At 69.2% G+C, this 19,305-nt stretch carries 15 protein-coding genes; 7 read left to right on the forward strand and 8 right to left on the reverse strand.

Translation table 11 applies throughout. The features are described from left to right. Nucleotides 1-147: 147 nt before the first annotated feature. Complete coding sequence (locus ACFO0C_RS45010; RefSeq protein WP_378073017.1) at nucleotides 148-816, reverse strand: DUF305 domain-containing protein; 669 nt, start codon at nucleotides 814-816, stop codon at nucleotides 148-150. A gap of 146 nt (nucleotides 817-962) precedes the next feature. Here ACFO0C_RS45010 and ACFO0C_RS45015 point away from each other — a divergent pair, with 146 nt between their 5' ends. Both ACFO0C_RS45015 and ACFO0C_RS45020 read left to right on the forward strand, forming a co-directional pair. Next, complete coding sequence (locus tag ACFO0C_RS45015) at nucleotides 963-2,396, forward strand: hypothetical protein (protein WP_378073018.1); 1,434 nt, start codon at nucleotides 963-965, stop codon at nucleotides 2,394-2,396. Between the two features lie 165 nt (nucleotides 2,397-2,561). Continuing rightward, nucleotides 2,562-3,797, forward strand: a complete 1,236-nt coding sequence (locus ACFO0C_RS45020; RefSeq protein WP_378073019.1) for a YncE family protein — start codon at nucleotides 2,562-2,564, stop codon at nucleotides 3,795-3,797. On the opposite strand, the gene ACFO0C_RS45025 is transcribed toward ACFO0C_RS45020, so the two are convergent. Next, on the reverse strand, nucleotides 3,767-5,614 hold the full coding sequence (locus tag ACFO0C_RS45025) for a diguanylate cyclase domain-containing protein (RefSeq protein WP_378073020.1): 1,848 nt from the start codon (nucleotides 5,612-5,614) through the stop codon (nucleotides 3,767-3,769). The genes ACFO0C_RS45020 and ACFO0C_RS45025 overlap by 31 nt on opposite strands. A 562-nt stretch (nucleotides 5,615-6,176) precedes the next feature. Here ACFO0C_RS45025 and ACFO0C_RS45030 point away from each other — a divergent pair. Then, nucleotides 6,177-6,980: a hypothetical protein gene (locus ACFO0C_RS45030; RefSeq protein WP_378073021.1), complete on the forward strand. Its 804-nt coding sequence runs from the start codon at nucleotides 6,177-6,179 to the stop codon at nucleotides 6,978-6,980. 137 nt (nucleotides 6,981-7,117) lie between these two features. Here the strand turns inward: ACFO0C_RS45030 and ACFO0C_RS45035 are convergent, their stop codons facing one another. Both ACFO0C_RS45035 and ACFO0C_RS45040 read right to left on the reverse strand, forming a co-directional pair. Continuing rightward, on the reverse strand, nucleotides 7,118-7,342 hold the full coding sequence (locus ACFO0C_RS45035; protein ID WP_378073022.1) for a DUF397 domain-containing protein: 225 nt from the start codon (nucleotides 7,340-7,342) through the stop codon (nucleotides 7,118-7,120). Nucleotides 7,343-7,373: 31 nt separating this feature from the next. Beyond that, a complete protein-coding gene (locus ACFO0C_RS45040; RefSeq protein WP_378073023.1) occupies nucleotides 7,374-8,222 on the reverse strand; it encodes a helix-turn-helix domain-containing protein in 849 nt (282 codons plus the stop codon). Between the two features lie 237 nt (nucleotides 8,223-8,459). On the opposite strand from ACFO0C_RS45040, the gene ACFO0C_RS45045 reads away from it, so the two are divergent. Genes ACFO0C_RS45045 through ACFO0C_RS45055 form a run of 3 tightly spaced genes read left to right on the forward strand, consistent with a single transcriptional unit; the run spans nucleotide 8,460 to nucleotide 11,349 of the window. Continuing rightward, nucleotides 8,460-9,101, forward strand: a complete 642-nt coding sequence (locus tag ACFO0C_RS45045) for a GOLPH3/VPS74 family protein (RefSeq protein ID WP_378073024.1) — start codon at nucleotides 8,460-8,462, stop codon at nucleotides 9,099-9,101. Beyond that, nucleotides 9,098-10,738, forward strand: coding sequence for an APC family permease (locus tag ACFO0C_RS45050; protein WP_378073025.1), 1,641 nt, complete (start codon nucleotides 9,098-9,100; stop codon nucleotides 10,736-10,738). The genes ACFO0C_RS45045 and ACFO0C_RS45050 overlap by 4 nt, the downstream gene beginning before the upstream one ends. Then, entirely contained in the window at nucleotides 10,735-11,349 is a 615-nt protein-coding gene (locus tag ACFO0C_RS45055) for a GNAT family N-acetyltransferase (protein WP_378073026.1), read from the forward strand. Before ACFO0C_RS45050 ends, ACFO0C_RS45055 begins: the two co-directional genes overlap by 4 nt. A gap of 66 nt (nucleotides 11,350-11,415) precedes the next feature. Here ACFO0C_RS45055 and ACFO0C_RS45060 read toward each other — a convergent pair whose 3' ends face one another. Beyond that, nucleotides 11,416-11,997, reverse strand: a complete 582-nt coding sequence (locus ACFO0C_RS45060) for a hypothetical protein (protein ID WP_378073027.1) — start codon at nucleotides 11,995-11,997, stop codon at nucleotides 11,416-11,418. 533 nt (nucleotides 11,998-12,530) lie between these two features. Between ACFO0C_RS45060 and ACFO0C_RS45065 the strand changes: the two genes are divergently transcribed. Then, nucleotides 12,531-14,198 carry a cellulase family glycosylhydrolase gene (locus tag ACFO0C_RS45065; RefSeq protein WP_378073028.1) on the forward strand — a complete coding sequence of 556 codons (1,668 nt, stop codon included), beginning with the start codon at nucleotides 12,531-12,533 and terminating at the stop codon, nucleotides 14,196-14,198. 85 nt (nucleotides 14,199-14,283) lie between these two features. On the opposite strand, the gene ACFO0C_RS45070 is transcribed toward ACFO0C_RS45065, so the two are convergent. The 3 genes from ACFO0C_RS45070 to ACFO0C_RS45080 form a co-directional block, all read right to left on the reverse strand. Continuing rightward, the gene (locus tag ACFO0C_RS45070) at nucleotides 14,284-14,910 is read right to left on the reverse strand and encodes a LysE family translocator (protein ID WP_378073029.1); all 627 of its coding nucleotides are present in this window, start codon (nucleotides 14,908-14,910) and stop codon (nucleotides 14,284-14,286) included. 52 nt (nucleotides 14,911-14,962) lie between these two features. Next, entirely contained in the window at nucleotides 14,963-17,845 is a 2,883-nt protein-coding gene (locus tag ACFO0C_RS45075) for a glycoside hydrolase family 3 C-terminal domain-containing protein (protein WP_378073030.1), read from the reverse strand. A 629-nt stretch (nucleotides 17,846-18,474) separates the two neighbouring features. Continuing rightward, a partial coding sequence (locus ACFO0C_RS45080; RefSeq protein WP_378073031.1) for an ROK family protein occupies nucleotides 18,475-19,305 on the reverse strand: 831 nt, incomplete at its 5' end.

A 19,305-nucleotide genomic window follows, 5' to 3' on the forward strand; every position in this document is an offset into this window, starting at 1 on the left:
CGGCGGAGCGTGGGAGGTGCGGCGGGGAGTGGGAGGTGTGCGGAGCCTGGCAGGCCCGGCGGGGCGTGGGAGGTGCGGCGGGGCGTGGGAGGCACGGCTGAGCGTGGGAGGTGCGGCGGGGCGTGGAGGGGCGGTGGAGGGCCTGGGTCAGCTCACCCCGAGGTCGGCCATCCGGCCGATCTCGATGTCCTGCTCGATGGCTGTCTCCTTCGCCATCTTGGCCAGCCTCTCCTCGGAACCGCTGGAGAAGAGGACGTCGACCATCTCCAAGGCGCCCCGGTGATGTGCGGTCATCATCGCGACGAACCGGCGATCGAAGTCGGCGCCGCGGGCCGCCCTCAGTTCGGCGAGCGCGGCCTCCGGCTGCATGCCGGGCATGGTGGCGTGGTCGTGTGCCGGGTCCGACTCGGGTTGTCCGCGGTCGCTCAGCCAGGTGCGGAGGATGGCGATCTCCGGCCCCTGCGCCGCGGTGATCCGGCTCGCGATGTTCTTCACGCCCTGGTCGGCCGCCCGGTCGGGTGCAAGATCTGCCATCTCCAGCGCCTGCACGTGGTGGGCGATCATCATTTGGGCGTACGTGACGTCGGCCTTGTTGTACGGCGAGGCGCCGGGCGGCTGGACGTGATCGGCATCGGTGACGGACGCCGACTCGCCGGGCTTGCCGGGCACCAGGACCCGGGCCGGAGAGGAGGACGCGGAGGGCGCGGCGGCCGGCTCGGCATCGTCACCGGAATTCCGGGCGAGAAGGGCGAGTCCGATCGTGCCGAGTAGGACCAGGGTTGCGGCGGTCAGGGCCCATGCGCGTCGGTGTTGCATGTATTTCCTTTCCGGCATGCGTCCCCATGAGAGGGTCACGACGACTATCGTAACGATCGACATCGCTATCACCGGGGGTACTTGGCGACACGACTCGCCGTGCGTTTCCGGTGCCGGCAAGCCGGAAGCAGCGCGGAAGGATCTTCATGAGGCATCCTGCCCCACGAGGGCGGTTCAAGCGCCTGACGACCATCGGGGCGGTGGCGGTTCTGGCCAGTTTTCTGGTCACCGCACCCGCCCAGGCCGACCCGGCCACAATCCCGGGTGTGGACGAGATCGTCAGCAGCCCCAACATCAAGCTGATCGCCAACGAGCCCAAGACGGGCCCGTTCGCCGCCGAGAGCGCCCTCAACAGTGACCTGGCGTTCCAGGGCAAATATGCGTTCGCGGGCAACTACAACGGCTTCACCGTGTGGGACATCAGTAACCCGAAGGACCCGGTCCAGGCCGTTCAGGTCCTCTGCACGGGCGCGCAGAACGACGTGTCCGTCTACGGCAACCTGCTGTTCCTCGGTACGGACTCGATCCGCAGCGACGACTCCTGCAACAGCGTCTCGGTGCCGAACAGTGCGCCGGCCGAGACGCCGCGCTGGGAGGGCATCAAGATCTTCGACATCAGCGACCCGCGTAACCCGCAGTACGTGAAGGCGGTCAAGACCGACTGCGGTTCGCACACGCTGACCCTGGTGCCCGGCAAGGGCAAGGACCGGTCGGTGTACGCGTACGTGTCGTCGTACAACCTGGACGTCGTCGACCTGCCGAACTGCGCGCAGCCGCACGACAAGATCTCGATCGTCAAGGTTCCGCTGAAGAAGCCCACCGAGGCGGCCCTGGTGTCCGCGCCGGTGCTCTTCCCGGACGGTGGCTTCCCCGGTGACGCGGACTCCCGCCGGACCAGCGGCTGCCACGACATCACGGCGTACCCGGAGAAGGACCTCGCGGCCGGCGCCTGCATGGGTGACGGTGTGCTGCTGGACATCTCGAAGCCGGCGGCGCCGAAGGTCATCACCTCGGTCCGTGACGCGGAGAACTTCGCGTTCTGGCACTCGGCGACGTTCAACAACGACGCCACCAAGGTGGTCTTCACCGATGAGCTCGGCGGCGGCGGTGGCGCGGAGTGCCTCCCGTCGATCGGCGCCACCAAGGGTGCGGACGCGATCTACGACATCACGGGCAAGGGCAGCAAGCGCAAGCTCGAGTTCCGCAGCTACTTCAAGATCCCGCGGGAGAACGCGGTGACCGAGAACTGCGTGGCCCACAACGGTTCGCTGATCCCGGTCAAGGGCCGCGACATCATGGTCCAGGCGTGGTATCAGGGTGGCATCTCGATCTGGGACTTCACCGACTCGCGCAAGCCGAAGGAGATCGCCTTCTGGGAGCGCGGCCCGCTGAGCACGGACCGCCTGATCGTCGGCGGTTCCTGGTCGGCGTACTGGTACAACGGCTACATCTACTCCAACGACATCCAGAAGGGTTTCGACGTTCTGGAGGTCAGCGACCGCCGTATCGACAAGGCGGAGCGGGAGAAGACCTGGCAGTTCAACCCGCAGACGCAGACCGACTACCGCAAGTACTGGTGATCTGAGGTCCGATCCACGTGGAGCCGGTGCCACCCTTTCGGGGTGGTGCCGGCTCTGTCGTTCCCGGCCATCGAGGATAACGACATCTATCAATGTGAGTCGTTCTCTTGTTTCATGAGCGTTACTGCTCGGTAACACCCGACACGCATTGATGGGAGTCACGTGATGGCCTCACCCGTACCCTTGCGCCGCCTGATCGCCGCCACCGTCGGCGGTCTCCTCGCCCTCGGCGCCCTCGCCGCGCCGTCCCAGGCCGCGGCGGCGTTGCGCCAGGTGATGTTCGTCGGCAACAACTGGGACGGCACCGTCGACGTCATCGAGCCCAGCGGCGCCTACGCCCGGATCGGCCGGCTCTCGGTCGTCCCGGACCGGTCGCAGCGGCTCGCCGAGATCTACCTCAACCCGATCCGGCTCGCCTTCTATCTCGGCATCCAGCAGGGGCCGGGGGAGGGGCACGACCAGCTCGTCGACGACATGTACACGACACCGGCCGGGGATGCCCTGGTGGTCTCCCGGCCCAGCTTCGCCGATGTGGTCTCGATCGACCTGGCGACCGGCGCGCTCAAGTGGCGGTTCCCGGTGAACGGGTTCCGGTCCGACCACATGGCGGTCTCGCCGGACGGCCTGACCGTCGCGGTCTCCGCCTCCACCGGCAACACCGTGCACGTGCTGGACATCGTCACCGGCCGGCAGCTCGGCTCGTTCGCGACCGGTGACAAGCCGCACGAGAACATCTTCACCGACGGCGGGCGCTACCTCTGGAACAGTTCGATCGGCGAGGTCAACACCGACCTGGACGACCCCTGGCTGGACTTCACCAAGGGGGACCGGAAGATCACGATCGCCGACACCGCCACCTACCGGGTGGTCCGGACCGTCGACATGCGCACCCGGCTGGACGCCTTCGGCCGCAGCGACCTGTCCGACGCGGTCCGGCCGGCGGTCTTCACCCCGGACGAGTCGAAGCTCTACTTCCAGGTGTCGTTCTTCGCCGGCCTGATCGAGTACGACGTGGCCACCGACCGGATCACCCGGGTGCGTGACCTGCCGCAGAACCCGGCCACCGACCCGGACCGAACCACGTGGGTCAACGACTCCCGCCACCACGGCCTGTCGATCAGCCGGGACGGGTCGAAACTCTGTGTCGCCGGGACCATGGACGACTACGCCAGCGTCGTGGACCGGGCCACCCTCACGCCGGGGCCGCTGGTCACCGCGATCAAGCCGTACTGGGCCACGGTCAGCGCGGACGGGCGGGACTGTGTGATCTCCGAGGCCGGTGCCGATCGGGTCACCGCGATCAGCTTCGCCACCGGGCAGGCGGTCGCCTCGGTCGCGGTCGGCGACCATCCCCAGCGGGTACGGATCGGTCAGGTCCCGGCGGGCTGGACCGCTCCCTGACCGAGGGCCCGGGCGTGCCGCTCCTTGCGTTCGCGCTTGCGCCGGTACATGGCGGCGTCGGCCTCACGCAGCAGGCCGTCGCCGTCCCCGGGCTCACCCTCCGACACGCCCACGCTGGCGCCCACCGAGAGCAGCGAGCCCCCGATCGGCATCGGCTCGCCGACCACCGCCGCGATCCGTTCGGCCAGCCGTCCGGCGGCGGTGGCGTCGGTCCCGGGCAGGAGTACCGCGAACTCGTCGCCGCCGAGCCGGGCGGCCAGTTCGCCGGTGCCGAGGAGCCCGGTCAGCCGCCGTGCCACCTCCTTGAGCACCTCGTCGCCGGTGTGGTGCCCGTGCCGGTCGTTGATCTCCTTGAAGCCGTCCAGGTCGATCAGGAGCATGCTGACCCGCTCCACCGTGGCACTCAGGCGCCGGTGCAGCAGTACGCGGTTGGCCAGCCCGGTGAGCGCGTCGTGGGTGGCCTGCCGGTGCAGCTCGTCGTGCAGGGCGCGGGCCTCGGTGGCGTCCCGGGCGTTGAGCACCACGCCGCCGACGTTCGGGTTGTGGCCGAGGTCGGTGGTGACCACGTCGAGCCACCGGTACGAGCCGTCGGCGTGCTGCCACCGTACCTGGGTGCTGATCCCGGCGCCGGGGCTGGCTGCCAGCCGTTTCTCCAGGTCCGCCACGACGGCCCGGTCCGACGGGTGGGTACGCGCGTACAGCGACGTGCCCACCAGCTCCACGTCCGGCACCCCGAGCACGCGCAGGGCGGCCGGGCTGGCGTAGCCGACGATCCCCTCCCGGTCGACGACCAGCGTCAGATCGGACGTGTTCTGCACCAGCGCCCGGAACCGTTCGGCCTGCCCGTCGATCTCGGTGAGCAGCCGCTCGTTGTCGCGCAGTGCCGCGACCTGCCGGCCCAGCACCAGCGCGGTGATCACCACGGCGCCGATGGCGACGCCCCACACCCGCAGGTCGACGTCGTCGTCCCGGAGTGAGACGACGAGCAGGATCTGGGTGGCGATCACGGCCAGGTAGGGGAGCCGGCTGGAGCGACTGCCCATCTCGCCCGTGGGGGTCTCGGTGAGCCGCCACACCTGGAGCTGCTGGAGCCGGAACGCCGCCGAGGCCAGGACGCACGGCAGCAGCTGGACGACGATGGATCCGCCGGGCCCGGGGTCGCCGATCAGCCCGAGCGTGACCGGGGCGGCGAAGGCCGTGCCGGAGACGCCGACGGCGGCCGCGATGCCCGCCGAGCGGGTGAACGGGGCGGTCCCGCTGAGGATCAGCTTGATCAGCCCGAACGTGATCAGCAGCATCACCACGGCGGTGGCCGCGGCGGCCCAGCGATCGGCCGACTGCCGCCCGCTCAGGTCGGTGGCCAGTACGAAGTACCACAGGAAGACGGCCACGCCGGTCAGCACCGTGGTCGCGTCGAACCAGAGCCGCAGCCGCTGCCGTCCGGCGCCGCCGAGCGGGTGCCGCAGCATCGCGCCGACGACGATCGTCATGCCGCCGACGACCAGCGCGGTCTGGAATCCGCTGACGGTCGTCATGGCCGGGTCGATCAGGAGCAGGACGGTCTGATATCCGTCACCGACCAGGCATCCTGCGCAGGCGATCACGGCGGCCCACCAGAATCGCCGTCCGGCGGGCGTCATGGCCGGGTGGGTGGCGGTGCGGAAGGTGAAGTACGTGTTCGCCGCGTCGATGCCGGTCTGGATGGCCCAGGAGGCGGTCCGCTGGTCGCCGTTGTACAGGAACCACGGGACCAGGAGCACACCGACGGCCACGAGACCCAGCAGGACCGGGTCGGTGACCACGGATCGCTTCGGCATGGCGGCTCCCGTCGGCGACAGCTCCGGATGGCTTCCGGGTCGGAACTGCCCATCGGCTGTCGCGGGGTTGACGTGAGTGATCCGTTCCGGTCAGGCAGGCCCCTGGGGGCGTGCATATCGAGGGCCTGATCGACGGCGCGGCGAATAAGACAAATATTAGTATTGAGGTACTTTACGGGACGTGTTGACGGGCCGAAGTCGAGTGCTGCCCGTCCTTTTCGCGCTCTTTCTAGCGTTTCTAGCGCCGGTGCCCGAGGCGCCCGTGCCCGTGCCGGTGGCTGTTCCGGCATCGTCCAGCCCCTCCGGGGCCTCTTGCGCGCGGGCGGGGCGCGTCGTCCGTACCGCCGCCGAAGTGTCGCCGGCCATCGACGGACCGGACGCCGGACCGCCTGCCGCGAGCAGTCCCGCCGCGGACCGTGCCTCCGCGTTGACCTCGCAGGACACCGCCCTCGCCGCGGTCTCTCGCGCACCTCCGCGCGCCGTCTGAGACCCCGCCGGCGCCGACGCGCCCGGGGCGAAGCCCGTGCTGTGCGAACTCCCCCCACGAGCGGATGGAACCGCCATGAACATCCTTGCCGAAATGTTGCTGGCCGAGCCGGCCCCGATGGCCATCTGGGTGGCGTTGATGCTGCTCACCCTGCCCGCGCTGGTCGTCCTGGCGAACCCCGACGGAGTGCGCCATCCGCGCGTGGCCCTGCTGGAGGCGGCGACCTTCGTGCGGCGGACCCGGGCGCGGCGTGCCGAGCGGCGGGCGCGGGAGGCGGCCGACGCGCAGGCCGCGGTGCGGTACGCGCTGGAGGTGCGGGTCGCCGCGACGCAGGCGGCCGAGGCCGTCGACCGGTGGCAGGCGCACTGGCGGGCCGCCGCCGATCGGGTGGACGCGACGTGGGCGGCGTTCCGGGAGGCCGACGCGCGCCTGGCCCGCGCGCTCACCACGACGGCCTTCGGCACGCCATGGACACCCCAGGACCCGGCGGAGTACGTGTCCCGCGAGCGTTTCCTGCACGAGCGGGTGCGTGCGGCCGTGTCCCGGGAGGAGCTGCCGCCGCCGGTGCTGGCCGACGCCCTCGCCGGCCGGTCCGGATGGGACCCGCGGCTGCACCCGGCCGAGCAGGAGATCGCGATCGGGCGGGCGTGTGCCGAGTACCTGGATCGCGTGCACCGGGTCGCCGTCGACGCCGAGCGGGCCGCCTGGCACGACACCCAACTGGCCCGTGCGGGCCGGGACAGTCTGCGACGGGAGGCGGAACTCGCCGAGTCACACGTCGCGAGCTGGCCGATCTTCATCATGGCCGTGGGTGACTCGCCGCTCACTGTCGGGAACGGTGCTCACCGGCTGTTCCCGATCCGCTCCGGAAATGGATGACGGAGTTTATTTCACGTTCTCAAGAATGCGTGATCGCCCGGTCGCTGGAAGCGACCGGGCGACGCCCGTCCGGTGCACATCGTGAAAGTCCGGGCTCAGCTCGGGGCTTCCATCGGTGTGCGGCTATCGGTAGGCTTTCACGAAACGATGTCGAATTCGCCGTCCTTGGCCGAGTCCACGAAGGCGGTCCACTCCGCCGACGTGAACATGAGGGCCGGTCCCATCCGGTCCTTGCTGTCACGGACGGCAATTCCCTTGTCGAGGAATGCGACCTCGACGCAGTTGCTGCCGCCGGTCCCGTTACTACGGCTGCCCTTCTTCCAGACAGCTCCGTCGATTTGGTGCGCGAGCAACTCAAGCACCTCCCTTCGATGTGAGATTTCCTCGGGAGTGCTAAGCGACGAGCAGACTCTCGATCATCTTTATGGTCGTGCGATGGTCGAGCGCCATGGCGCTCAATCGCTCGAACTCCTGCCGGTACCAGTCAACCATGTCTGGTTGTTCCTCGTACAAGTCTCCCGCAAGGCCTTCCATATAAACAACATCCAAATGGGTGGTCTCTCGGAACTCCAATAACGCCGCCGGACCGCTCAGGAAGGGGTGTGCGCCAGCGGCGAAGGGCAGTATCTGCAGGAAAACATTTGGCAATTTAGCTATCTCGATTAAATGGCGGAGCTGGTCGGTCATGATTGCCCGATCGCCGATCACCCGGTGCAGCGCGCCCTCATCCATGAACGCCGACAATTCCAGCGGACGATCGCTGGTCAGGCGACCCTGGCGGGTCTGGCGCAGTGCGATACGCCGGTCGATGTGCTCCTCCGGGTCGGTCGGCCGACCGCTTCTCATCAGTGACCGCATGTAATCGGGGGTCTGGAGGAGGCCGGGCACGAGCACCGGCTCCCACGTGCGCATCGCCGAGGCGGCGGCCTCCAGGCCCACGAAGTTGCCCGGGCGCATGATGTCGCGATAGTCGGTCCACCACGTGCGCTCGCGGGACTGGCGGGCCAGCTCGACCAGCGCCTCGCGCATCGTCTGGTCCCGCACGTTGTAGAGAGTGAGCAGGTCACGGACGTCCCGCGGAGTGACCGCGACCCGCGCGGTCTCGATGCGGGTCACCTTGGCGGAGTGCCACTCGAAATGTCGCGACACATCCTGTTGGGTGAGGCCGGCGGCCTCACGGCATCGCTTGAGCTCCGCCCCGAGACGGCGGCGTCGCAGCGTCGGACCCTCTATATCGGACACCTGGACTCCCTACGGTCCTGATGTGGTCGATATTACGACCGCTCCCACGCGATCCAGTAACCCATTTCATGATCGCGATTTCCAATGATCAAAATGCACCGGGTACTGAATAAGAAGTCTAGTACTTCTTGTATTGACCTTGGTGTTGGGTACATGATGCTGCGGACATCGAGTTCTGTCTTGTTTCCTACATAGGTAAAAGATCATTGGAACTTGCGTCTAAGGGGCGTGGACGGAGTGTTGGCTGACCAGTATTACCTGATCGCACACGAGGACCGCACCGGGCGGTCCCGGCTGCATCCTCGTGCGACCGGCCTGGGGCTGGCTGCCGCATTACTCGCGGAGTTGGTCCTCGAAGGCCGTATCGGCGTCAATGACGGAGACCTGCTCGTCCTCGACCGGCGCCCGCCTCGCGACGCGCTGAACCACGACATCCTCGACCTTCTCAACGCCCAGCCACAGCACCGCGACATCCGTACCTGGCTCGCCTTCCTCTCGCAGGACTCGGCGTTGCGGGTGGCGGAGCGGCTGATGCGGGTCGGTGCCGTCGAGCTGGTGACCAAGCGCCGGATGCTCGGCACCACCCAGACGCTCTACATGCCCAACACCGCACGCCAGCGCAACGCCGCCGCCTGGGCCTCCACCCGGGTCGCCAACATGCTGGTCCGCGGGATGGAGCTGAACGTGACCGACCGGATGCTGGTCGGGCTGGTCGTCTCCACCGGACTGACCCGGCACGTGATGTACGGGTTCGAGAACTACCCGCACATCTACCACGCGCTGCCGAGCATGATCGCCTCGTTGCCCGGTGATCTCCGTGAGCTGGTCGAGTGCACCGAGGCCCTGGTCGGTTCCGCGCTGGCGGTCGGTCGCCGGTGAGCCCCGGACGCCATCAACGACGACGGGACAACGTCGACCGCTGGGCCGGCACGATGCTGAACGAGCTGAACCGTGAGGCGGCCGCCAAGCGCGGCGCCCCCGGTTCGGACATCATCAGCGCGGCCCTCGCCAACAACCGGCTCGGCGTCTCGTCGGTGGTCTTCTTCGGCGTCGCCGGAGCCGCCCCGCTCACGGTGATCATCGGAGCGATCACGACGGTCTACGCCGTGGTCGGCAACACCGCACTGCCACTGGTCTACATCGTCGTCGCGGCGATCCTGTCGATCTTCACGGTCGGGTTCGTGGCGATGAGCCGGCACATCGTCAACTCGGGAGCCTTCTACTCGTACATCAGCCATGGTCTCGGCCGTGAGCTCGGTGTCGCGGCGGCCTTCGTCGCCCTCCCGGCGTACGCGTTGATGCAGATCGGCCTCTTCGGTCTGTTCGGCGTCGTCGCGTCGAGCATTCTCGGCTCGCTCGGCCTGGCCGTCCCCTGGGTGGCCTGCGCACTGGTCGCGTGGGCGTTCATCGCGGTGCTCGGCATGCTCTGGGTCGACCTGAGCGGCAAGGTCCTCGGCATCCTGCTGATCGCCGAGATCGCCGTGGTCCTCGTTTACGACCTGGTGATGGTGGCCAACCCGCGCGACGGCGAGGTCAGCGTCGCGATGCTGAACCCGGCGCAGCTGCTGACACCCGAGGTCGTCGCGATGATGGTGCTCGCGATCGGTGGCTTCACCGGTTTCGAGGCGACGGTCGTGCTCTCCGAGGAGGCGAAGGACCCGAAACGGACCATCTCCCGTGCCACCCACCTCGCGGTGCTGCTCGCCGGCCTGATGTGCGCGGTCTCGGCCTGGGCGATGTCGGTGGGCGCCGGGCCGGGCCGGATCGTGGCCGACGCCCAGCGCGAGGAGACGAACCTCGTCTTCAGTCTGGTCAGTCCACATGTGCCGGACGTGATGATCACCATCGGCTATCTGCTCTTCATGACCAGTATCTTCGCGGCGCTGCTCGCCTTCCACGCGGCGGTGTCCCGTTACCAGTTCGCCCTCGGCCGTGAGCGGATGCTGCCGAGCCGGTGGGGTTACACCCACCCGAGGACCGGCGCGCCGGTGGTCGGCTCGATCACCCAGAGTGTGCTGTCGCTGATCGCGATCCTGGCCTACTGGTTCACCAAGGCCGACCCGCTGGTGCAGCTCTTCGGCTATCTGACGGTGGTCGGCGGCCTCGGCGTGCTGATCCTGATGTGGGGCACCTCGGCCGCGGTGATCGCGTTCTTCGTGCAGCACCCGCGCCTGGAGAACGTGTGGCGTGGCCGGGTCACTCCGGTGATCGCGTTCTTCCTGCTCAGCATCATCCTGTTCGCGACAGTGGTGGGTCTCGGCGACGTCCTGGGACTGGCCGAGGACTCCATGTTCAACTGGGCCTTCGCGGCCGGCTACGCGGTCCTGGCGGTCCTCGGTGCCGGTTGGGCGGCGATCATCCGGTACACCAAGCCGGACGTCTACGCGGTCATCGGCCGCGGGGTGGAACGCCGGACCCTCTTCGAGTTCCCCGAGCCGCCCCGGCCGCACTCGCACGCGATGGCCTTCCAAGAGCACTATCCGACGACGACTGGCTCAGGTAGGGAATCCCGATGACGTACGCCATCCAGGAACTCGTGATCCGGCATGTGTCGCCGTTCGACACCGAGGAGATCACCGACCTCGTGGCCGAAGCGATGTGGGACGGGCCGGTCGCCCGTTGGCTGCACCCGGACGCGTCCGAGCGCCGGCGTCTGTCACCCGGCTACTTCGAGATCTTCGTGGAGTACGCGCTCCAGTACGGCGAGGTCTACAGCACCGCCGACGCCGACGACGGCCGGATGTGCGGGGTGGCGCTCTGGTTCCCGCTCACCGCGATGATCCCGCCGCCGATCGACTACGAGCGCCGGGTCAAGGAGGCGTCCGACACCGCGTTCCATCGCGTGCAGCAACTGGACGCGGCGCTGGAGGGGGAACACCCCCTTGACCCGCACCACTATCTGGCGTTCCTCGCCGTCCGGCCCGGCCGGCAGAACGAGGGCATCGGCAGCGCCCTGCTCGACCGCCATCACTCCCGTCTGGACCGGGCCGGGCTCCCGGCCTATCTGGAGGCGAACGACCCGCGCAACCGCGATCTCTACCTCCGGCACGGATACCGGGTCCGGTCCGTGATCGAACTACCCGACGGGCCGCCGCTCTGGGCGATGTGGAGGGCGCCTATGGCTTGACCGACTGCACCGAGCGGAGCGAGGGCCGGGAGGGCATGCCCGACGAGCACAGCTCTCGGCTGGAGATCACGCTGCGGCCTGGAGACCGGAGGTGCCGGCGGCCGGCGGGAACTCGTAGACCCAGAACGACTGCTGGTCCAGGCACTCGGCGCGCATCGCGCCACCGGACAGGCGGCGCAGCATCAACCGGACCACCCGGCCGAAATTGCGCTCGTCGTCGTTGTACCGGCAGTAGTCGATCCCGATCATCCCGTTCCGGGCGGCGGCGGTCTGCTGCATGGCCGTCACGAGTTCGGAGAAGGCCCGGGTGTCACGGGCCTCGGTGCCGACCGCCGCGAAACCGACATACCAGATTCGCTTTTCGGCATACATCTCCGGCCATCGGCGCTCGAAGTACTCCGGAGCGATCAGCGGCACCGCATAGAGGTCGTTGGTGAACGTGGACAGTCCGCAGAGCTTGCCGTCGTCATTGAGGCAGAGGTACTTGTCGACCCTCGGGTCGCGCATGACCTCTTCGAACTCGGACCGATACATCAGGTGACGTTGCACGGCGAGGGAGCGGAGGTCGCGGAACGCGCCTTCATAGAGTTCCCAGGATGCCTTGTGCATCTCATCGTCGGTGATCTGGTCGATGATCTTGACAAGCATGGCTGCTCCCCGCGTTTCATCGTACTCAAGGCGATCGATGATGTTGAGCTTTAGAGTACGAAGCGTTTTGGCGCCGCGACAATACGTGGTCGCGGAAATTCTGTGCCAATCCTGATTGGAGGTACGCCGTTCGAAACAGCGAGTATGCAACTTGCGTAGTTGCAGGTAGACGGCCGCATCTCACCCGTTCGAACCCTTGTCGCAGTTTTCGCCGGAGTCAGGTTAATCGGTTTACTCGAAAGCGCATGATTCGGTGAGTCAGCCTTTTAGTGGAATGCACCGAGTGCTAGCCTCCGAGTGCAGAACGTCGTGCGTTCGCCTTTTTGCCGAATGGTCGGCGCGCGATGAGGGATCACCCTTCGACGACGCAAGGGTGATCGGTGCGGGCCGCACGGGACGGGTCGTCCGGGCGGGGAGAGCATCCCCCTCTCGCTCGGGCGGCCCGTTCATCTCTGTCGATCGATTGACATAGTTTGGGGTCCATACTTAGTCTGCCGAGGTCAGACCTCCACGCTTGTCCTCCTAGGAGCGTCATGTCGCGCCTGTTCGGCAGATTGCTCGTCCTCGCCCTGCTCGTCACCGGCCTGTCCGCGGCCGGCCCGGCGTCCGCGCGCGAACCCGTCCGCACCCCCGCCCAGGCCGTCGCCGCCATGCAGCCCGGCTGGAACCTGGGCAACACCTTCGACGCCACCGGCGACGACGAGACGTCGTGGGGTAACCCGCGCGTCACCCGTGAACTCCTCGCCGGCATCCGGAAGCAGGGCTTCCGCAGCATCCGCATCCCGGTCACCTGGGGGCAGCACCTGAGCCCCGACCTCGTCGTCGACCCGGCCTACCTGGCCCGTGTCCAGGAGGTCGTCGGCTGGGCGCTCGACGAGGGTCTCTACGTGATGATCAACATCCATCACGACTCGTGGCAGTGGATCGCCACCATGCCCACCGACCACGACAACGTCCTGAACCGCTACAACGCCATCTGGACCCAGGTCGCCGCCGCCTTCCGGGACGCGTCACCGCGCCTGGTCCTGGAGAGCGTCAACGAACCCCAGTTCTGGGGCAGCAGCGGTGACACCGAGAACTATGCGCTCCTGGCCGAGCTGAACACGTCCTTCCACCGGATCGTGCGCGGCACCGGCGGCGGCAACGGCACTCGACTTCTGGTACTACCCACGCTGCACACCAACGCCGATCAGGGCCGGCTGGACGCTCTGGCCGCCGAGTTCGCGACCCTGAACGATCCCTACCTGATCGCCACCGTGCACTACTACGGCTACTGGCCCTTCAGTGTCAACGTGGCTGGTGGCTACCGGTTCGACGCCACCGCGCAGGCCGATCTGCTCGGCACCTTCGATCGGCTGCGTACTTCATTCGTCAACAAGGGCATCCCGGTCATCCTTGGTGAATACGGACTGCTGGGTTTCGACCGGCACACCGGAACCATCGAACAGGGCGAGAAGCTCAAGTTCTTCGAACTCTTCGGGCACCAGGCCCGGACGAGCCGGATCACCACGATGCTCTGGGACAACGGGCAGCACTTCGACCGTACGGCCGGGGCGTGGCGTGACACCGAACTCTTCGGGCAGATCGCCTCCAGCTGGCACACCCGCTCCGGTACCGCGGCCGGCGACCTGCTCTTCGTCCGGCGCGGCGTGCCGGTCACCGCACAGACCATCACCCTCAACCCCAACGGCACCGGCTTCACCCACGTACGGCTCGGTAGGACCACGTTGCGCCGCGGTCCCGACTACCAGGTGTCCGGCGATCAACTCACCCTCAGCGCGGGGTTGCTGACCAGGCTTCAGGGGTACGGCCAACGAACCTCGCTGTCACTGCGGTTCTCCCGAGGCGTCCCGTGGCGGCTCGACGTAGTCAGCTTCGACACCCCGCTCGTGTCCGCCGCCACCGGAACCACAGCGGCGTTCGCGGTACCCACCGCGTTCAACGGTGACCAGCTCGCCACCATGACGGCCACCTACGCCGACGGCGGCAACGCCGGACCGCACGGCTGGACGCCGTACAAGGAGTTCGACCGTGCCTTCGCCCCCGACTACCCGGCCGGCGCGATCAAGCTGACCCCGGAGTTCTTCGCCGAGGTCACCGACGGCGTCCCGGTCACCCTGACGTTCGTCTTCTGGAGCGGCGAGAACGTCACCTACCAGGTCACCCGCACCGGCACGTCGGTCACCGGAACCCCGGCCTGACACAGCCACCGGGCGGCGGAGCCGGTTGGGCCACCGACTCCGCCGGCCGGTCCCGGCCGGCCCCGCTCAGCCCGGCAGCCGGGTCTCAGGAGGCGGCCAGGCGCAGGCCCAGGGCGACCAGGACGGCGCCGGTCACCGCGTCCAGCGAGCGGCGCACCGCCGGACGGGACAGCACCCGGCGCAGCGCCGCCACCAGGTTGGCGACCACCACGAACCAGGCGATCGTCACGGCCACCGCCACCAGCGACAGCAGCAGGACGTCGCCGGCCGAGCCGTCCACCGGGGCGAACTGCGGCAGCACCGCAACGAAGAAGACGCCACACTTCGGGTTCAGCACGTTCGTCAGCAGGCCGTCCCGGAACGACACCCACAGACGGACCTCGGTGCGCCCGGCGAGCGGCTGGTCCGGGCCCGTGCCGCCGCGGCGGGCGGCGAGCAGGGCACTGACACCGAGCCACATGAGGTACGCCGCACCGGCGAGCTTGACCACGGTGAAGGCGACAGCCGACGCCGCCAGCAGAGCGGCCACCCCGACAGCGGCCGCGATCGACCACACGAACACCCCGGCGGCCACCCCGGACGCGGCGACCATCCCGTGCAGTCGGCCGGCCGAGACCGAGCGCCGCACCACGACCGCGAAATCCGGCCCGGGCGACACCGCGGCCAGCCCGATCACGCCCGCGAACGCCAGCGCCTGCCCCACATCACTCATGCCCACGATCCTCACCCGGCCGGCCGCTGTCGGGCCACCCCGGCCGGGGCTGTCAACCTGTGAACGACAGCGACGTCACGGTGACCCCGGGGTGCTCGAAGAGGACGAACAGCGCGTGCCTGCCGGTGGCCGGAGCAACGGTGGCCGTCGCCTCTCCGGACGGTCCAGCCGGCAGCGTGGCCAGGACCGGGCCGGCGATCGGGTCGTCCAGGCGCAGCGTGATGGTCGCCCCGTCCGCGTCGCCGGCGAACCGGGCGCTCACACCGGAGACGCTCCGGTCGAAGTCGACGTCGTCGAAGACCGCCCACGCGCCGGCGTCGTCACTGCGGAGGGCCTCGCCGGGATCCGCCGTGATGGCCACGGGGGTCGTCCGGTCGTACCCGTCATTGTCGATCATCTTGAGCACCGGCCACGGTGACCGGGCCGGAATCCTCTCGCCGCGGACGCGCAGCGACGCGGTCCGGCGCCAATCGGTGCTGGAGGCGCCCACCGCGATGGTGTGGGTGGCGTCCTCGATCGCCCAGCGGGAGCGTGTCACGTCCCAGAACGCCAGGTCGGCGGCGGGCAGGAGCAGCTCCACGGTGGACCGTTCGCCGGGGGACAGGCGCACCTGCCGGTGACCGCGCAGGCGGCGCAGCGGCTGCTTGACCCGGGAACCCTGCTGACGGGTGTAGAGCTGGACGACCTCGACGCCGGGGCGGTCCCCGGCATTGATCACGTCGACGGTGACCGTGACCTCGCCGTCCGGGTCGATCGTGTCCGCGGAGAGGCGCAGGTTCTCGTAGGCGAACCGGGTGTAGGACAGCCCGTGCCCGAACGGGAAGAGCGGGGCGCCACGGAAGTACAGATAGGTGGCGTCAGCCGCGACGATGTCGTAGTCGAGCAGGTCCGGGAGGTCGCCGGCATCCGTGTACCACGTCTGGGTCAACCGGCCCGCCGGGTCCACCGGGGTGCCGGTCCGGTCCGCGCCGAACAGCACGTCGGCCAGACCGGTGCCGTGCTCCTGACCGCCGTGCGCCGACCACAGCAACGCCGGGAGATGCTCCTTCGCCCAGCCGATGGCGTAGGGGTAACTGCTGGTCAAGGCCAGTACGGTGCGCGGGTTGGCGGCGTGCACGGCGTGCAGCAGGGCATCCTGGGTGCCGGGCAGGTTCAGGTCGCGGCGGTCCTCGGTCTCACGGCCGGCCACCAGCGGATGGTTGCCGAGGGCCAGGATCACCACGTCGGCCTCCGCTGCCAGGGCGGCCGCCTCCGCCACGCCGTCCACCAGCAGGTCGACCGTGAAGACCGTCGCGTCGGCCGCCGACCCGGCCGCGGTCCGGACCAGCCCGTCGTCGCCGGCCTTCAGGTAGCGGCGGCTCTGCACGTGACGGACCACCACGCCGTCGTCCCGTTGTTCCAACTCGAACGTCTCGCGGACCTCCCAGCCGTTGGGGCCGGGGCGGTCGCTGACCAGGAGGTGATCCTCGGGGCCGAGGCCGTCGGCGCCGACGAAGCCGCTCGCGGTTCCAGCCGCGGTCGCTGTTGCCGACGCGGTCGCTGCTGCTGCCGCTGTGGTCGCTCTCAGGGAGATCTTCTCCTCGCCCCAGTCGAAGACGTCGAAGAGAGCCATGTCCGGGATGTCGTCGGCCGCGATCACCCGTAGCGGGCCGTCGCCGGCGGCGAGCAGGCCGGACGGGCAGCGCAGCGCCACCCGGTCGACACCCTCGTGGAAGACCACCGAATCGGCGCCGAGCCGGTCGGCGATCGCGGCACGAAGAGTGCGGCGGTACGGCGGAGTGCCGCTGTACCAGTCGTCGAACGTGGTGTCACCGAGCGGGCCGATCACCGCGACCCGGCCCGCGCCGGACGTCCCGAGCGGCAGGATGCCGTCGTTGGACAGCAGCACGACCGAGGCACGGGCCGCCTCCCGGGCCAGCGCACGATGCTCCGGGCAGTCGATCACTTCAGGACCGATGCTCCGGTACGGGTCCTCGTCCGGGTTGAACTCGCCGAGTCTGACCCGTACCGAAAGAATGTGCCGGACCGCGGCGTCCACGTCGGACTCGGTGATCAGCCCGCGCTCCAGTGCCGTGACGAACGACGCCTCGGACAGCGGCCCCGGCTCGGTCACACAGTCGATGCCGGCACGCAGAGCCGCGGCGAACCCCGCCGGGTGGTCGTCGGAGACCTTCTGGTCACCGGCCAGGTTCTGTACCGCGAAGGCGTCCCCGACCACCATCACGTCGTCCTCGGCCCAGCACCGCAACACCTCGTTGATCAGCGGACTGAGGTGGGTGGGCCGTCCGTTGATCAGGTTGTAGGAGGCCATCACCGCGACCGCGGCACCGGCCGCGATGGCCGGACGGAACGCGGGCAGTTCATATTCGTGCAGTACCCGTGGCGGCATGTTGCTGGACGTGAGACACCGGTCGGTCTCGTTGTTGTAGCCGAGGAAGTGCTTGAGGGTCGGCGCGGTGCGCAGCCAGCGGGGGTCGTCACCGCGCAACCCTTCCGAGTACGCCGTGCTCAGCACCCCGGTCAGCCACGGGTCCTCGGCGTAGCCCTCCTCGTTGCGGCCCCACCGTGGGTCGCGCAGCAGGTTGACGACCGGAGCCCAGACGTTGAGTCCCACGTTCTCCGGGTCACGGTGGTGCATGGCGCGTACCTCGGTGCCGACCGCCGTGCCGACCCGCCGCAACAGGTCCGGGTCCCAGCTGGAGGCGAGCCCGACGGCCTGGGGGAAAGCGCTTGCCGTGCCGAGCCAGGCGACGCCGTGGAGAGCTTCGGTGCCGGTGCGGAACGACCCGATGCCGAGTCGGGGTACGGCGGCCTGGTGCTGGTGCAGGAGGGCGATCTTCTCCGCCAGCTCGAGCCGGCCCAGGAGGTCGGACACCCGCGCGGCGAGCTTCTGCTGCGGGTCGCGAAAGACGATGCGAGAGGGGGATTCGGTCACAACGTGTTCCTTCGGGCCATGCCGTGTCGTCGAAGCGCTTCGACAGCGCGGCGAAAGAAGCCTCCGCGAGTGGTTTCGCGAATGTTTCGGACGGAGTTCCCTGAGGCTCGCACCACAGTTACGCCTCGGTCAAGGCGCTGCGGCCATGTTTGGTCATCGATTGTTACCCGGCGAGCGACCTGCACCCTGCGGGCCCACGTCCACTTCGCCCCCATTGACCCGCACCCATGCTTCACCCATGTCCACACCGGACGCCGCCCGGCCGCCGCAGCCCCGGCCTGTACCGGCCCCGGCTGCCGTTGCCCCGGCCTGCGTCGGGTGCGGCCCGGCCGCTGCTGCCCGGCCTGCGTCGGGTGCGGCCCGGCCGCTGCTGCCCGGCCTGCGTAGGGTGCGGCCCGGCCGCCGCGGCCCCAGGCCGTTTCGTTGGTTGGCTGGCCGATCGGCCCGCTGATGAGCCGCCTGGTCAACCGCCCTGCTGACCAGCGGGTTTCAACAGCCGGTGGGTGGTCGGCGGGGGATGGCCGGTCGGCTGGTGGACCAGTGGGTGGTCATGGGAGGCGGGCCCGAGGGGAGCCGGGGGAAGTCGGTCGGCTGGTGCCGGTGGGTGGTCGGCGGGCTGGCGGGTGCGGTCACGAGGGGTGCGCGGCCGGGGGCAGGGATCCGGTGTCTATGCGGTCCAAGTGGGTTACCGCTCCGCCCAGGGCGGCGGCGTGCAAGCCCAGTCTGGACGCGGTCAGGTGGGCGCCGCCGGCGGCGGGGGCCAGCGTGTTTCGGGCCAGTTCGGCTGAGGCTGCTGGGAGGATCCACTCGGCCAGGGCCGCATAGTGGTCACCGAGCACTATCACCTCGGGATTGACCAGGTTCGCCAGGAGGGCCAGGCCCTGGCCCAGGTGGCAGCCGGTGTCGCGGAGAGCGGCCAGCACCGCCGGGTCGCCGGCTCGGGCCAGGGTGGCCACCTGGTCGACGGCGGGGGTCAGGTCGGTCAGGGCCGCCGGGTCGAAGCCGGGAAGGGCGGTGCGGACCAGGGGCTCGATGCCGGCGAGGTCGGCCAGTGCCGGTGAGCCGGGCGGGCCGAGGCTGAACCGTCCGATCTGGCCGGTGAAACCCTGCGAGCCGTGCAGGAGACGGCCGTCGACGACGATGCCCGCCTCTACACCGGCCGCGCCTGTCACGTACGTCAGATCGTGCTCTGCCGGATGACCGCCGTGCCGCAGCTCGGCGACGGCGGCGAGGCCCGCATGGTTGGCGACCGCGACGTCGAGCCCGGGCTGCCGCAGCGAACCGGAGAGCAGGCCCCGCAGGTCGACGTCGGACCAGCCGAGCGACGGTGACAGGCGGACCGTGCCGCTGTCGGCGACCAGGCCGGGCACCGCGACGGTGAGGCCGAGGACCTGCCGGCCCTGCTGGCGGACCCGGGTCGCGGCGCGCTGGGCGAGGGCGGCGACCGCGCTGGCCGCCCG

Source organism: Actinoplanes subglobosus (assembly GCF_042650585.1).
Lineage (GTDB): Bacteria > Actinomycetota > Actinomycetes > Mycobacteriales > Micromonosporaceae > Actinoplanes > Actinoplanes subglobosus.

Coding starts and splice junctions, on each gene's coding strand:
- ACFO0C_RS45010 (WP_378073017.1), bottom strand. CDS start 816: ATGCAACACCGACGCGCATGGGCCCTGACCGCCGCAACCCTGGTCCTA.
- ACFO0C_RS45055 (WP_378073026.1), top strand. CDS start 10,735: ATGACGTACGCCATCCAGGAACTCGTGATCCGGCATGTGTCGCCGTTC.
- ACFO0C_RS45015 (WP_378073018.1), top strand. CDS start 963: ATGAGGCATCCTGCCCCACGAGGGCGGTTCAAGCGCCTGACGACCATC.
- ACFO0C_RS45060 (WP_378073027.1), bottom strand. CDS start 11,997: ATGCTTGTCAAGATCATCGACCAGATCACCGACGATGAGATGCACAAG.
- ACFO0C_RS45020 (WP_378073019.1), top strand. CDS start 2,562: ATGGCCTCACCCGTACCCTTGCGCCGCCTGATCGCCGCCACCGTCGGC.
- ACFO0C_RS45070 (WP_378073029.1), bottom strand. CDS start 14,910: ATGAGTGATGTGGGGCAGGCGCTGGCGTTCGCGGGCGTGATCGGGCTG.
- ACFO0C_RS45025 (WP_378073020.1), bottom strand. CDS start 5,614: ATGCCGAAGCGATCCGTGGTCACCGACCCGGTCCTGCTGGGTCTCGTG.
- ACFO0C_RS45030 (WP_378073021.1), top strand. CDS start 6,177: ATGAACATCCTTGCCGAAATGTTGCTGGCCGAGCCGGCCCCGATGGCC.
- ACFO0C_RS45065 (WP_378073028.1), top strand. CDS start 12,531: ATGTCGCGCCTGTTCGGCAGATTGCTCGTCCTCGCCCTGCTCGTCACC.